Annotated in this window: 11 protein-coding genes; 2 read left to right on the forward strand and 9 right to left on the reverse strand. The window is 70.4% G+C overall.

Annotated features, from left to right (window positions below; all coding sequences use genetic code 11):
* Positions 1–36: 36 nt before the first annotated feature.
* A complete protein-coding gene (locus AB0G15_RS08840; RefSeq protein WP_362836801.1) occupies positions 37–2013 on the reverse strand; it encodes a helix-turn-helix domain-containing protein in 1977 nt (658 codons plus the stop codon).
* 134 nt (positions 2014–2147) lie between these two features.
* Between AB0G15_RS08840 and AB0G15_RS08845 the strand changes: the two genes are divergently transcribed.
* On the forward strand, positions 2148–3254 hold the full coding sequence (locus AB0G15_RS08845; protein WP_362836803.1) for an RNA-guided endonuclease TnpB family protein: 1107 nt from the start codon (positions 2148–2150) through the stop codon (positions 3252–3254).
* Positions 3255–3500: 246 nt separating this feature from the next.
* Here AB0G15_RS08845 and AB0G15_RS08850 read toward each other — a convergent pair whose 3' ends face one another.
* From AB0G15_RS08850 to AB0G15_RS08880, 7 genes are all read right to left on the reverse strand, one after another.
* On the reverse strand, positions 3501–4247 hold the full coding sequence (locus AB0G15_RS08850) for a 3-hydroxybutyrate dehydrogenase (RefSeq protein WP_362836805.1): 747 nt from the start codon (positions 4245–4247) through the stop codon (positions 3501–3503).
* A 150-nt stretch (positions 4248–4397) separates the two neighbouring features.
* The gene (locus AB0G15_RS08855; RefSeq protein WP_362836807.1) at positions 4398–6269 is read right to left on the reverse strand and encodes a tetratricopeptide repeat protein; all 1872 of its coding nucleotides are present in this window, start codon (positions 6267–6269) and stop codon (positions 4398–4400) included.
* Between the two features lie 158 nt (positions 6270–6427).
* Entirely contained in the window at positions 6428–6814 is a 387-nt protein-coding gene (locus AB0G15_RS08860; RefSeq protein WP_362685086.1) for a tautomerase family protein, read from the reverse strand.
* 112 nt (positions 6815–6926) lie between these two features.
* The gene (locus tag AB0G15_RS08865) at positions 6927–8318 is read right to left on the reverse strand and encodes a class II fumarate hydratase (RefSeq protein WP_362836809.1); all 1392 of its coding nucleotides are present in this window, start codon (positions 8316–8318) and stop codon (positions 6927–6929) included.
* Between the two features lie 133 nt (positions 8319–8451).
* Positions 8452–10263 carry a protein kinase gene (locus AB0G15_RS08870; protein WP_362836811.1) on the reverse strand — a complete coding sequence of 604 codons (1812 nt, stop codon included), beginning with the start codon at positions 10261–10263 and terminating at the stop codon, positions 8452–8454.
* Positions 10264–10298: 35 nt separating this feature from the next.
* Positions 10299–11483 (reverse strand): serine/threonine-protein kinase, encoded by a 1185-nt coding sequence (locus tag AB0G15_RS08875; protein WP_362836813.1) that lies wholly within the window; start codon positions 11481–11483, stop codon positions 10299–10301.
* A gap of 69 nt (positions 11484–11552) precedes the next feature.
* Entirely contained in the window at positions 11553–11753 is a 201-nt protein-coding gene (locus tag AB0G15_RS08880; RefSeq protein WP_362837101.1) for a Fe-Mn family superoxide dismutase, read from the reverse strand.
* Between the two features lie 112 nt (positions 11754–11865).
* Here AB0G15_RS08880 and AB0G15_RS08885 point away from each other — a divergent pair, with 112 nt between their 5' ends.
* On the forward strand, positions 11866–13335 hold the full coding sequence (locus AB0G15_RS08885; protein ID WP_362836815.1) for an ATP-binding protein: 1470 nt from the start codon (positions 11866–11868) through the stop codon (positions 13333–13335).
* Positions 13336–13361: 26 nt separating this feature from the next.
* On the opposite strand, the gene AB0G15_RS08890 is transcribed toward AB0G15_RS08885, so the two are convergent.
* Positions 13362–15014, reverse strand: coding sequence for a fumarate hydratase (locus AB0G15_RS08890; RefSeq protein WP_362836817.1), 1653 nt, complete (start codon positions 15012–15014; stop codon positions 13362–13364).
* Positions 15015–15117 lie beyond the last annotated feature (103 nt).

A 15117-nucleotide genomic window follows, 5' to 3' on the forward strand; every position in this document is an offset into this window, starting at 1 on the left:
TGAGGCCGACCGCCGCGAGGCCGGTCGGCGGCCGGATCAGCCGCTGAGGCGGTGCAGGCGCAGGGCGAGCTGGATCTCCAGGGCCCGCTCGGGGGCCTGCCAGTCGTCGCCGAGCAACTGGCCGATCCGGTCCAGACGCTGGGTGACCGTGTTGACGTGGATGTGCAGGGTCTCGCTCGTCCGCGACAGCGAGCCGCCCGTGCCGAAGTACGCGGTGAGCGTCTGGATCAGCGCGGTGCCCCTGCGGGCGTCGTAGTCGATCACCGGGCCGAGCGCCGAGGCGAGGAACGCCCCGATGTCGCGTCCCTCGCCGACCAGCAGGCCGACGAAGCCCAGCTCCCTGGCTCCGGCGCCCTCCCCGGCCCTCCCCAGCGCCACCAGGGCGTCGGCGCAGCGCTGCGCCTCCCGGTGCGCGGCGGCCACCTCCGCGGTGCCGCGTACGGGCCCTCCGGCGCCCGCGGTGGCCGGGTGGCCGAGCGAGGCGCTCAGCTCGGCCGCCACCCGCTTGGCCAGGGGTCCCGGCCGGTCCCCGGGAAGCAGCAGGACCACCTCGTCGCCGCGCTGCGCGGCGAGGCCGTGGTGCAACGTCGCCTGGGAGGACGCCCAGAACGCGGCCCGCTCCCGCCCGCCGCCGTGGCGGACCACGACCACCACGTGGTCGTGGTCCAGGTTCACCCCCACCCGCCGGGCGCGGTCGGCCAGGCCGTCGAGGGCGGGCCGCGAGATCAGGTCGTCGAGCAGCTCGCCCCTGACCCGGCCCTCCGCCTCGGCCACCGTACGCCTGAACAGCAGGAGCAACGCGGTCACCAGCGCGGCCCGCTCCAGGATGCGCTGGTCGGCGTCCGACACCTGGCCGCCGTTGCGCAGCACCAGCGTGCACAGCGGCTCCGCGCCCACGTCCACCGACGCGACCAGCAGGTCTCCCTGCCGCACGGTGCGTCCCAGCGCCCTCGACGACCGCGCGGCGTCCGCGATCACGTCCGCGGCCTTCCGCGTCCCGCGCCTGGCGCCCGGCTTCGAGCCCGGTCTCCGGCCCGCCCCCGGGCCCGTTTCCGTCCCCGGTCCGGACGCCGGCCGGTCGAACACCGCCTCGCCCAGCGCGTCCTCCTCCAGCACGCCCGCGTCCCCGGCGATCGGGTGCCCGGCGTCGTCGAGCACCGTCAGCGAGCCGCCGAGCACCTCCGTCACCACAGCCGCCACGTCCTCGACCCCGCCGCCGCGCAACACCAGGCCGGTCATCCGGTCGTGCGCGAGCGCGGCGCGCTCCACGGCCTGGCTGTGCGCGTTCACCTGCCGGTTGGCCTCGCTGAGCTCCTCCAGCGCGTTCCTGGTCTCCTGCAGCAGCCGGGCGTTGTCGATCGCCACCGCCGCGTGCGCGGCCAGCGAGCCCAGCAGCACGACCTCGTCCTGGGTGAAGGGCCGCACGCTCCGGTTGGCCGCGAACAGCACGCCGATCACCCGCGCGCCCAGCTTGAGCGGTACGCCGAGGATGGCGACCAGCCCCTCTTCGAGCACCGCGTCGTCGATGTCGGTCTTGTGGCGGAAGCGCTCGTCGGCGAAGTAGTCGGCGGTCGAGTACGGGGTCGCGGTCTGGGCGACGAGCCCGCCGAGCCCCGCGCCCATCGCCAGCCGCAGCGCCCGGAACTTCGCCGACACCGAGCCGTCGGTCACCCGCATCCAGGTGTCGCCCCGCTCGGGGTCGTGCAGCGTCATGTAGGCGGCGTCGGTGCCGAGCAGCTGCCTGGCCCGGTGCACGATGGCCTCTAGGACGGCGTCCAGGTCCCGCAGCCCGGCCAGGTCGCCCGCCGTGTCGAACAGCGCGGACAGCTCGGCCTCCCGCTTCGCCCTGCGCCGCAGCAGCGCCCGCACCTTCAGCGCGGCGAGCTTGGCCTCCTCCAGCTCCGCCAGCGTCTCCGCACCGGCCCCGCCGGTCCTCGCCGCGAGAACGGGCCCCTCGAACTCGACCGCCGAAGCCTCCCTGGCCAGCAGTTCGAGAAAGACCCGCGTGCTCATCAGTTACCTCCGAGGAAACCCCCGCCTTTTAGGCGGGGGAGGAACCGGACCCCTGCGGAGCAGGACAAGGGCAGGCGATTCGCCGTATCGAACGTACACGCGATTCTTAGCTGATCGTGCGATAGAATGTGAGAATGGCGCAGACAGTGAAGCGGGCCTACAGGTTCCGCTTCTACCCGACCCCCGAGCAGGCCGAAGAGCTTGCCCGGACGTTCGGCTGCGTCCGCCTGGTCTACAACAAGGCCCTCGAAGAGCGCACCCGCGCCTACACCCTGCAAGGCCGTCGCGTTTCCTATGTGGAGTCGTCGGCCAAGCTGACCGAGTGGAAGCGCGGCGGCGACTACGACTTCCTGTCCGAGGTGTCGTCGGTCCCGTTGCAGCAGGCACTGCGCCACCTGCAGACGGCGTTCGCGAGCTTCTTCGCCAAGCGTGCGAAGTACCCGACGTTCAAGTCCCGCAAGAAGTCGCGGTTGAGCGCTGAGTACACCCGGTCGGCATTTCGCTGGCGCGAGGGCCGGTTGACGCTGGCGAAGATGGATCAGCCGCTTGCGATCGTGTGGTCGCGCCCGCTGCCCGAGGGGGCGGAGCCGTCCACGGTCACCGTGTCGAAGGACGCGGCGGGCCGCTGGTTCGCCTCCATGCTGGTGGAGGAGAAGATCAACCCTCTCCCGCCCGTGAAGCGGAACGTGGGCGTGGACGTGGGCATCACCGCGCTGGCCACGCTCTCCACCGGAGAGAAGATCGTCAACCCGCGCCATGAACGCCGCGACCGGCGCAAGCTGGCCAAGGCTCAGCGCGACCTTGCCCGCAAGGAGAAGGGTTCGGCGAACCGGCAGAAGGCCAAACTCGCGGTCGCCCGCGTTCACGCCCGCATCGCCGATCGCCGCCGCGATCATCTGCACAAGGTCACCACACGGCTTGTTCGCGAGAACCAAGTGATCGCCGTGGAAGACCTGACCGTCCGCAACATGGTAAGGAATCGGAGTCTGGCACGGGCAATCTCGGACGCCTCCTGGCGGGAGATGCGCTCCATGCTGGAGTACAAGGCCCAATGGTACGGGCGCACCGTGGTGGCCGTGGACCGCTGGTTCCCCTCGAGCAAGCTGTGCTCGGCCTGCGGAACGCTGCAGGAGAAGATGCCGCTGAACGTCCGGGAGTGGACATGCGCCTGCGGCGCGGTCCACGACCGTGATGTGAACGCCGCGAAGAACGTACTCGCCGCCGGGCTGGCGGAGAGCTGAAACGCCTGTGGAGCTGGTGTAAGACCTCACAAAGAGTCCTCTTTGGCGGGCGACCGGCAACGAAGCAGGAACCCTCGCGGGCGACCGTGGGAATCCCCCTCGTTCACGAGGAGGAGGATGTCAAATCGACCATTCTCCGTTCATTGCGACGCTTCGTGTCGCGGTGAGGCCGCTCAGACCCGGCTTCTTCCTTCCTTTCTTCCTCAGTCCAGTCCCCGGCGCGGCCTCACGGCGTCCTCACCGGGGTCAGCGGGCGGTCCAGCCGCCGTCTATGGAGAGGGAGGTGCCGGTCATGAAGGAACCGTGCGGACCGCAGAGGTAGGCGACGAGCTCGGCGACCTCCTCCGGTTCGATCAGCCGCTTGACGGCGGCGGGAGCGAGCATGATCTGCTCGACCACCTCGTCCCTGCCGATGCCGTGGGTGCCGGCCTGGGCGCCGATCTGATTCTCCACCAGGGGCGTGCGGACGTAGGCGGGGCTCACGCAGTTGGAGGTGACGCCGTGGGAGGCGCCCTCCAGGGCGATCGTCTTGGACAGCCCTTCGAGGGCGTGCTTGGCGGTGACGTACGCCGACTTGTAGGGCGAGGCGCGAAGCCCGTGGACCGAGGAGATGTTGACGATCCGGCCCCAGCCGCGCTCGTACATGCCCGGCAGGACCTCCCTGACCAGCAGGAAGGGCGCCTCGACCATCACCTTGAGGATCTTGGAGAACACCTCCGGAGGGAACTCCTCGATCGGGGCGACGTGCTGGAACCCGGCGTTGTTCACCACGATGTCCGTGCCGGGCGGGATCGCCCGTACGAAGTCCGGTTCCGACAGGTCCGCGACGACGGGTGTTCCCGAGATCTCCGCGGCGACCTTCGCCGCCGCCTCGGCGTCGATGTCGACCGCCAGCACGTGTGCCCCGGCCGCGGCCAGCCGGTGCGCGCAGGCGCGCCCGATCCCGCTGCCCGCCCCGGTCACCACGGCCTGCCGACCCGCTAGGTCAATCATGCTGCCGAATCTAGGCAATGACCCGAATCCCGGCCCATGTCGCCCACCCCCACACTCCGCCGTGTGTTTATGTGGCGGGTATCCGTCTCGGCCCGGGCTCGTCCTGCCGTCCGGCTCGGAGGACCTCGGCGGTGAAAGGCGGGAAGGGGGTCAACGTCCCGGTATCCACCGCGTGAGAAGCGACCGTCTTGCGTGTTTTTTCCAGTAAGTGAAGTTGACGCGGGCGGTCGATGTGACTGGGTGTTCTGGGCCCAGCACCCGTTCGATCACCGGTACTAGTACCGCGAACCGGTTTCTGGCGTCGACCGAGTTCCCTGTCTCCCCCGTCAGATCGGCGAGGTGGACACGGACGATCAGCGTGATCGGGTGTTCTGAGCCCAGTACCCGTTCGATCATCGGTACCAGCGCCGCCAGCTGATCCATCCCGTCGGCGGCGTCCCCCGCCTCGCTCATCCACACGGCGAGCCAGGCGCGGGCGGTCAACGTGTCCGGGTGTTCGGGACCCAGTACCCGCTTGAGCAGCGGTACCAGCGTCGTGAACTGGTCGCGGGCCCCGATCGCGTCTCCCGTCTCTCCCACGCAGATGGCGAGATCATTGCGAATGTTCAGCGTGACCGGGTGTTCGGGGCCCAGTATCCGTTCGGCCAGGGGTACCAGAGGCGTGAGGTGGTCCCGGGCACCGGCCGTGTCTCCCGTTTCTCCCATCCAGCGGGCAAGACCCCTCTGGATGTTCAACGTCGTACGGCTTTCCGGGCCCAGGGCATCCTTGGCCGCCGCTGCCAGCCAGGCGAACCGGTCCCGGGCGGCGGCGGCGTTCCCCGTTTCTCCCGTCCAGCGGGCGAGACTCGTCTGAACGCCCAACGTGTACGGGTGTCCGGAGCCCAGAACCTGTTCGACCAGCGGTGCCAGTGTCGCGAACCTGTCTCGAGCACCGGGCGCGTTCCCCGCATTCCCTGTCCAGTGGGCGAGACTCATCTGGACGCTCAACGTGGTGAGGTGTTCGGGGCCCAGTGCCCGTTCGGTCAGCGGTGCCAGCACCGTGAACCGGTCGCGGGCCTCGATGGGATCTCCCGCCTCTCCCGTCCAGGAGGCGAGGTTGGCGCGGGCGTCGAGTGTGGTGGGGTGTTCTGGGCCCAGTATCCGTTCGGTCAGCGGTGCCAGCACCGTGAACCGGTCGCGGGCCTCGATCACGTTCCCCATCTCCCCTGTCAATGAGGCGAGATTGACGCGGGCGGTCAGCGTGTCCGCGTGTTCCGGGCCCAAGGTGTCGTGCATGACGGCGTGACGCCGGTATTGCAGGGGGTGGGCGGTGTGGTGGTCACCGTTGGCGTGCAGGTAATCGACGATGGAGCCGATGGCAGGGGACTCGGGTGGCAGGACGGCAAGGGCGTGGGCCAGCAGCCGGGCGTAGGTGGACCAGGAGGAGGGATGCTCGGGTTCCGGGGGCAGCGCGGCCCGCAGCAGGGTGGCCGCGAGGGCCCTGTCGGCGGTGTGTTCGTCCTCGGTCAGCCCGTCCACGACGGCGGCCTGGACCTGACGGTGCACGCTCACCTCCGGGCCGTCCGGCGACAGGTCGACCACGCCGTAGGAGGACAGCAGCTCCAGCGCATCGGTGAGGGCGGTCTCCCCGGCGTCATCCAGGCCGTTCAGCACCGCGCGCGGCAGGTCGTCGGGTGCGTAGCAGGCCAGTACGCGCAGCACGCGGATCGCCAGGGGATCGGTGTGCTCGATCCGCGCGCTCGTCAGCGCCCACACGCGGGCCACCGCTCGATCGGCGTCGGAGCGCCGGCGCGATCCGGGGTCCGGGGCGTCCTCGGGGACGGTACGCAGCAGGTGCAGGTAACGGGGCAGGTCCACCCCAGGCGTATGGGAGATGTAGGCACCGGCCTGCCGGAGCGCCGGGTGTGACCATTCCAGTTCCGCGGCCAGTTCCGTGGCCTGGGCGCGGTCGGCGCCGGTCGCGGTGCCGATCGTGGTCAGCAGCAGCTTCACGGCGTCCGCGGGGGGCAAAGAAGTCAGCACTCCCCAACCCTGTCGCCCAAGGGTGATATCGCACCACGATGTCGCAAATCCGTTACCTCGCCCGTTCAGGCCCCAGAGCGTCCTTGAGCCGCAGGTGTCGACAGAGCATGGCTTCCCTGCGCGGATCCGTACCCGTCGCGACGGGGGTCGCGCGGCTCTCAGATGGTGACCGGGTACATGAGCGTGAGCTCGTCGCCGGGGAGGCCGCGGATGCCCCAGTTGACCTTGGGGGACTCCATGATCACGATTTCCAGGTCTTCGGCGGGGAGGTCGAGCGCCTCCCCGGCCCTGGTGAACAGGGCGCGGATCAGCGAGCGCTTGGCCTCGTCCGACCGGCCGCTGAAACAGGCGATCTCCACGATGAGGTACCGCTCGCTCCGCTGCGGGCAGATCATGTCCTCGGCGTCCAGCAGCAGGAACCGGTGGAACCGCTTGTCCTCGGGGAGTTGCCAGACGTCAACCAGGCAGCCGTGGACGGTGTCGGAGATCTCCTGACGCCGCTCGGACCACACATCTCTGCGGCCGTAGAACTTGATCTGGGTCATGTCCCGAGTCTCCCAGGCAACCGATCTACGGCGTCAATCGGGGCGCCGATCCACGACCGGCGGCCGGGACCGCCGGTCCGGTCACCGGTCCGCGACAGGCCGGGGGCACGGTCTACGAGGGCGGCCGGGTCATGGACAGCACGTCGAGCAACTCGTCGAGCCGCTCCTCGGTGAGGGTGCCGTTGGCGACGTGGCCGCGCTCGATGACGACCTCGCGGATGGTCTTGCGCTCCGCCAGGGCCTGCTTCGCTATCTTCGCGGCCTCCTCGTACCCGACGTACGGGTTGAGCGGGGTGACGATCGACGGCGACGACTCCGCGTACTCGCGCATGCGGTCGACGTTGGCGGTGATGCCGTGCACGCACCGGTCGGCCAGCAGCCGGGAGACGTTGGCGAGCAGCCGCACCGACTCCAGGACGTTGCGCGCGATGACCGGGAGCATCACGTTGAGCTCGAACGTGCCCGAGGCGCCGGAGAAGGCGATGGCCGCGTCGTTCCCGACGACCTGGGCGGCGACCATGGTCACCGCCTCGGGGACGACCGGGTTGACCTTGCCCGGCATGATCGAGGAACCGGGCTGCAGGTCGGGCAGGTTGATCTCGCCCAGTCCCGCCCGGGGGCCGGACCCCATCCAGCGCAGATCATTGGCGATCTTGTTGAGCGAGATCGCGACCGTGCGGAGCTGGCCGGAGAGCTCGACGACGGCGTCCCGGGCCCCCTGGGCCTCGAAGTGGTCGGGAGCCTCGGAGAACGGCAGCCCGGTGGCCTCGCGCAGCCTCTCGATGACCTTGGCCGCGAAGCCGGGAGGAGTGTTGACGCCGGTGCCGACCGCCGTGCCGCCCAGGGGCAGCTGGGCGAGGCGCGGGAGCGCGCTCCGCACCCGCGCGATGGCGTTGTCGATCTGAGTGGCGTACCCGCCGAACTCCTGTCCCAGCGTGACCGGGGTGGCGTCCATCAGGTGCGTGCGCCCTGCCTTGACCACGCCGTCGAACTCCAGCGACTTGTCCCGCAGCGCGGTGGCCAGGTGCCGCAGCGAGGGGATCAGGTGGTACGAGACCTCGGTCGTGGCGGCGACGTGGATGGACGTGGGGAACACGTCGTTGGACGACTGCGAGGCGTTCACATGGTCGTTGGGGTGGACGGGACGGCCGAGCCGCTCCTCGGCGAGGGTGGCGATCACCTCGTTGGCGTTCATGTTGGAGGAGGTGCCGGAGCCGGTCTGGAAGACGTCGACGGGGAACTCGCCGTCCCACTCGTTCTCCGCGACGTCGGTCGCGGCCTCGGCGATCGCCTGCGCCAGCTCCTTGTCGAGCACCCCCAGCTCCGCGTTGACCTCGGCGGCGAGTGCCTTGATCAGGCCGAGCGCCGCGATGTGCGGGACCTCCAGCCCGCGCCCGGAGACGGGGAAGTTCTCCACCGCCCGCTGGGTCTGCGCCCGCCACTTCGCACCCGCGGGAACCCGTACCTCACCCATCGAGTCATGCTCGATCCGATACTCGCTCATGAACCCAGTCTGCGTCCTGAAGGGGGAATCAAACCGGGTGGGAGCGGGTGGGTACGGGGTTCTCCTCGCGGGCGGTGCCCAGGACCTGCTCGGAAGTGCTCGTGGCCGTGCCCGGAAGCGCTCCGGGCCGTGCTCAGAAGAAGGCGGCCACCGTCAGAATCATGATCACCACGAGGGCGATCGCCGCCACGCCCATGAGGACGAGGACGCCGATCCGGGTCTTCTGCGACGGCGGCTTCCTCGGCCCTGGGCGGCCTGGGTCGGGCCGGGCGTTCTGGTTCGCGATCGCGAACAGGTCGGTGCCCAGGCCCGGGGAACGGTAGGCGCCGTCGGACGCCTCGGGGCCCGGCGGACGCCAGGGCTGCGCGGGCCCCGGCCCTCCCCGGTCGGGCGGGCCGCCGGCGCCGGGCGGCCGGTTGCCGGGGAAGAGCCTCAGCGGCGGAGGGGGCGCTTCGGAGTCAGGGGACCCCGGCCGTCCCTCGCCGGAGGCCGCGAACTCCGGATCGACCGGGGGGAAGCCGTGCGGCGGGGTGGCGGAGAGATCGGGTCTGCCGCTCACCGGGAACCCGTGGGGCGGGGTGGCCGCCGACTCGCTTCCCGGACCTCCGAAGGCCGCCGTCTCCTCGGCCGGCTCCTCGAAGGCACCCCGCCCGGACGCCCCGGGCCTCCCGAAGGCGCCACCGGGAGTCGCGGGTCCCCGCGCGACGGGGGTGCCGAGACCGGCGGGACCCTGCCGTCCCGCGACCGGTCTGCCCGGCTCCCCGAGAGGCGGCCGGTCCGGGTAGGGCGAGGTCGTCGGACGGCCGGAGGCCGGCGCCGGAGAGGCGGAGGGTTCGGCGGGCGCCGCCCCTCCGGGGATGCGCAGACCGTCCTTGGGGCGGATGACCACCATGGTGCGGTCGGCGTCGAAACCACCGGCGCCGTCCTCGGTGGCGTCGGGGCCTTCCGGCTCCTGCCCGGTGTCCGCCGTGTCCTCGGCGTCTTCGGCGTCCCCCGTGTCTTCGGTGTCTCCGGCGTCATCCACGAGCGGGATCTCGGAGGCCGGGGGAGACGGTGCGAAGGCGGGGGAGGAAGGGGCCGCGGCGGGCGCCGGGGGCGGGGGGAGGGACTCCGCCAGGTGCGAGGGGGTGTCGGCCACCGCCCGGAGCAGCGCGCCCGCCTGGGCGGCCGTCAGCCGCGTCGTGTGGTCCTTCTCCAGCAGCTGCTCGAGCACCGGGCGCAGCGGTCCCGCCTGGGTCGGCGGGTCGACCTGCTCGCTCATCAGCGCGGCCAGGGTCTCCGCCACCGAGGACCGCTCGTAGGCCGGGCGGCCCTCGACCGCGAAGTACAGCGTGGCGCCGAGGGACCACAGGTCCGACTCGGGCCCGGTGTGCTCGCCGCGTGCCCGCTCGGGCGCGGTGTATCCGGGGGAGCCGATCACCATGCCGGTCTTGGTGAGGCTCGTGTCGCCCTCCGCCTTGGCGATACCGAAGTCGGTGAGGACCACCCGGCCGCTCTCGGTGATCAGCACGTTGCCGGGCTTCACGTCGCGGTGCAGGACCCCCTGGGCGTGGGCCGCGCGGAGCGCCCCCAGCAGGTCGGCCCCGATCTCGGCGACGAGGCGGGGTGGGAGGGGACCCTCCTCCTCGATCACCTGCTCCAGGGAACGCGCCTGCACGAGCTCCATGATGATCCAGGGGCTGCCGTCCTCGACGATGGCGTCGTGGACGGTGGCCACCGAGGGGTGGCTGATGCGGGCGGCCGTACGACCCTCGCGGATCATCCGTTCCCGAAGTTCGGTGCGCTGCGCCTCGGTGAGGCCGGGCTCCTGGCGGATCTCCTTGATGGCGACCTCACGGCCGAGGGAACGGTCGTGGGCTTTCCAAACGGTGCCCATCGTGCCCCGGCCGAGCGGCGCGATCAGCTCGTAACGGTCCGCGAGCACACGCGTCTGCTGTTCCGGCATGAGAAGAAGATAGCCATTCCACCTTGAGAAGCGCTTTACCCGCGCTTACGGAGTTCCCTCGGCCAGAGAAGACGCGGGAGGACCAACCTTATGAAGGGTGTCATAAAACGGACAATTGGGCGATAGGTTGGCGAAATCTCCATCGGCTTCCGGTGGACGCCCTCGCCGGGACGCCGGTGCGCGCGAAGCTGGGGTGTCGGCCCCGACGCGGGCCCCGACGGCGGCGGGGGCGATCCGGGTGAGGAGGGCCGCGGTGCCGGGGGCGGCGCGGAGCCGACCCGGTGCAGCCCGCGGTGCTGCGAGCGGCGGCTGAACGGCGGAGCCGACGCCCCGTCGGACCCGCCCGCGGACGGCCTGCCGTCGGGCCGCCCGGGGGGCCTGGGGAAGGACTCCTCGGCCATCCCGCCGGCCGCCACCCTGGCGAGCATCATCGAGGCCCGTCCCGCCTCGAGCCGGGAGTTCGGGTCGATCGTGAGGAGGCCGCGCAGCACCGGCGTGAGCGGTCCGGCCCGCTCCATGGGGATCGGCTCGCCACTGGTCAGCGCGGCGAGCGCGGCCGCCGCCGTACGGCGCCCGTGCAGGCCCCGGCCCTCGACGGCGGTGTAGAGGGTCGCGCCGAGCGACCACAGGTCGCCGGCCGGGCTGGCCTTGGCCCCCAGCACGCGCTCGGGGGCGATGTATCCGGCGGAACCCAGCACGATGCCCGCCTGGGTGATCGACACGTCGCCCTCGAGCGCGGCCAGGCCGAAGTCGGTGAGCACGGCCCGGTCGTCGGTCACCAGGACGTTGCTCGGCTTCACGTCGCGGTGGAGGATCCCCTTGGCGTGCACGGCGCGCAGCGCCCCCAGGACCTGCCTGCCGATCTCGGCCACCTGGCGCGGCGGCAGCGGTCCGTGGTCCTGGAGGAGCTGCTCCAGCGATCGGGCGCGGAGCAGCTCCATCACGATCCAGGGGCGCTCGTCCTCGGTGACGACGTCGAAGACGGTGATGACGGAGGGGTGGGCGACCATCGCGGTCGCGCGTCCCTCGCGCTCGGTCCTGGCGCACAGCTCGGCACGGAGCTCCTCGTCGAGGACCAGGGGGAGGCGGACCTCCTTGACGGCCACCTCGCGGTTGAGCAACTCGTCGTGTGCTCGCCAGACGGTGCCCATGCCACCGCGCCCCACCGGCTCCGACAGCCGGTAGCGCGCTGCGAGAAGGTATCCGGGCGGCGCACGCATGTGGTGCAGCTTACCGATTTGCGTAATGCGACCAGTAGAGACGGGGCCGAATCTTCTTGCCAACTTGGGTCAGATTTTCGCGCTCGTGACTGTTGAGAAACGTTGCGTGACATCTGACCAATCGACCAGGCTCCACAGCTTCTCTCCATAATCGGGCCGTACGTGGCGGTACTGGAGGTAATGGGCGTGCTCTCCGACGTCGAACACCAGCAGCGGGGTGGAGTTCGTCCCGACATTGCCGTGGTGGTCGTAGACGTGCTCGACGACCAGACAGCGACCCGGCTATCCCCTGGAGGTGGACTGGGCGTGACTGAACATGAGATTGGTAGTTCCAACTATGATAGTTGGAACTACCAATCTCATGTTCAGTGTCGGAGAGTGGATGATCGCAAAACCGGACCGCCTCTTCGGTCGTGACGTGGAATGGGATGAGCTCTCGGAGTTCGTCATGTCTCCTGTTCCCGGGGCAACGTTGGGCCTGGTCTACGGCCGGCGGAGGCAGGGCAAGACGCTGATGCTCGAACTGCTCGCCAGAGAGACGGGCGGATTCCTGTTCGCGGCCACCCAGCAGAGCGAGCGGCAGAACCTCGCGGATCTCGGTGCCGCCTACGCGGCCTTTCGCGGACTGGGCGTGCCCGTCGTCTTCGGCACCTGGCGTGACGCGCTGGACGAACTGCTGCGTCTCGGCGAGGAGCGGGCCGTACCCGTCATCGTCGACGAGTTCCCCTACCTGACCGCGACGACCCCCGCCCTGCCCTCGTACCTCCAGGCGGCGCTCAGCCCGCTCGGCCACGCGAAGGAGCGCACGCGGACCAGGATGATCCTCTGTGGCAGCGCTCTCACCACCATGGCCCAGCTTCTCGGTGGTGGAGCGCCGCTTCGCGGACGAGCCTCGCTGGAGCTGGTCGTCCGGCCGTTCAGATTCCGCGACGCCGCCGCCTTCTGGAACGCCGGCCACGACCCCGAGCTCGCGTTCCGGCTGAACGCCCTGGTCGGCGGGACTCCGGCCTACCTTGAGATGTGCGGTGGATCCGGGCCGGCCGACCTCGCGGCGTTCGACAGATGGGTGGAGCGCCGTCTGCTCAACCCGGCCTCGGCCATGTTCCGCGAGGGTGCGCTCCTGCTCAGGGAGGAGCCCTCGATCGCCGATCCGACCTCTTACGCCGCCACGTTGAGCGCTCTCAGCGCCGGTAACCATCGGCGTTCGGAGATCGCCTCGGCGCTCGGCCGCCCGAGCAGCGCCCTGGCTCACCTGCTGTCGGGGCTTCAGGACATCGGCCTGATCGAGCAGGTCGACGACGCCCTGCGGGACAAGCGCGCCCTGTTCCGCGTCGCGGAACCCGTCGTCCGCTTTCATCAGCTGCTCATCCAGCGGCACGAGCCGGAACTGGTCGTACGGCGAGCGGCCCAGGTCTGGGCCGCCAACGCGGACACGGTCTCAGGGAAGATCTACGGTCCTCACTTCGAGGACCTCTCCAGGGAGTGGTGCCTCGAACACGCCGCCGCCGAAACCCTCGGAGGTGTCGCGGCGGCCGTCCAGCCCACGCAGATCCCCTGCAAGGAGCACCGGCAGGGCCACGAACTGGACATCGTGGTGACCGAGACGGCTCCGTTCGCCGCCGACAGGATCATCGCGATCGGGGAGGCCAAAGGCACGACCACCCCCATCCCCCTCGCCGAGCTCCAGCGCCTCGAACACCTGCGGGGGCTGCTTCCCGGCGCGAAGGTCACCGCGCCGCCCAAGCTCCTGCTGTTCTCCCGGTCGGGCTTCACCGCCGACCTCGCGCACACCGCCGCACGGCGCTCCGACGTCGAACTCGTCGACCTCGGGCGCCTGTACGGCGGCTCCTGAAAGGGCGGCGCCCCGTCAGGGGGCGATCAGCGGCGGCCGATGGTCAGGACGGGGCCGGTGGAGTCGGTGAAGAAGTCCTCGCCCTTGTCGTCCACGACGATGAAGGCGGGGAAGTCCTCGACCTCGATCTTCCAGACGGCCTCCATGCCCAGCTCGGGGTATTCCAGGACCTCCACCTTCTTGATGCAGTCCTGGGCGAGGCGGGCGGCGGGGCCGCCGATGGAGCCGAGGTAGAAGCCGCCGTGGGTCCGGCACGCGTCGGTGACCTGCTTGGAGCGGTTGCCCTTGGCGAGCATGACCTTGGAGCCTCCGGCCGCCTGGAAGCGTTCGACGTAGGAGTCCATCCGCCCGGCGGTGGTGGGACCGAAGGAGCCCGAGGCGTAGCCCTCGGGGGTCTTGGCGGGCCCGGCGTAGTAGACCGCGTGGTTCTTGAGGTATTCCGGCATCTCGCCGCCCGCGTCCAGCAGCTCGCCGATCTTGGCGTGCGCGATGTCGCGGGCGACCACCAGCGGCCCGGTCAGCGACAGGCGGGTCTTGACCGGGTATCGGGTCAGCTCGGCGAGGATCTCCGGCATCGGTCGGTTGAGGTCGATCTTGACGACGTCGTCCGAGAGGTGGTCGTCCGTGGTCTCCGGCAGGAACCTCGCCGGGTCGGTCTCCAACTGCTCCAGGAAGACCCCCTCGGGGGTGATCTTCGCCAGGGCCTGGCGGTCGGCGCTGCAGGAGACCGCGATGGCGACGGGGCAGGAGGCGCCGTGGCGGGGGAGGCGGATGACGCGGACGTCGTGGCAGAAGTACTTGCCGCCGAACTGCGCGCCGATGCCGAGCTTCTGGGTGAGCTCGAAGACCTTGGCCTCCAGCTCGGTGTCGCGGAAGCCGTGGCCCGAGGGGGATCCCTCGGTGGGGATGGAGTCCAGGTAGCGGGCGCTGGCGTACTTGGCGGTCTTCAGGGCGAACTCGGCGGACGTGCCGCCGACGACGATCGCCAGGTGGTACGGCGGGCAGGCGGCGGTCCCGAGGGAGCGGATCTTCTCCTCCAGGAACTGGAGCATCCGCTTCTCGTTGAGCACCGCCTTCGTCTCCTGGTACAGGAACGACTTGTTGGCGCTGCCGCCACCCTTGGCCATGAACAGCAGCTTGTACTCGTCGGGGTGGCCGCCCGGGTCCTCGGCGTAGAGCTCGATCTGCGCGGGGAGGTTGGAGCCGGTGTTCTTCTCCTCCCACATGGTGAGGGGGGCCATCTGGGAGTAGCGCAGGTTCAGCCGGGTGTAGGCGTCGTAGACCCCGCGCGAGATGTGCTCGGCGTCGGCGCCGTCGGTGAGCACGTGGCGGCCGCGCTTGCCCATCACGATCGCGGTGCCGGTGTCCTGGCACATCGGGAGCACGCCGCCCGCCGAGATCGACGCGTTCTTCAGCAGGTCGAGGGCGACGAAGCGGTCGTTCCCGCTCGACTCGGGGTCCTCGATGATCTTGCGGAGCTGGGCGAGATGGGACGACCGCAGGTAGTGGGAGATGTCGTGGATCGCGTTCTCGGTGAGGAGCCGCAGCGCCTCGGGCTCGACCTCCAGGAACCTGCGGCCCGCGGCCTCGACGACCCGTACCCCCTCGGCGGTGATCAGACGGTACTCCGTCTCGTCCGGTCCCATGGGAAGCAGGTCGGTGTAGTCGAACTCGGGCATCGTCGTCGATCCTCCGTGCGGGCGCTGTTTTCCCTAGAGGGTACGGCCTCGCGTTCACGCTCCGTCCTCGCGGTCGGTGCGGTGGACTCCCTCCTCCGAGCCG

The sequence above is a fragment of the Streptosporangium sp. NPDC023825 genome (genome assembly GCF_040639575.1).
Classification (GTDB): Bacteria; Actinomycetota; Actinomycetes; order Streptosporangiales; family Streptosporangiaceae; genus Streptosporangium.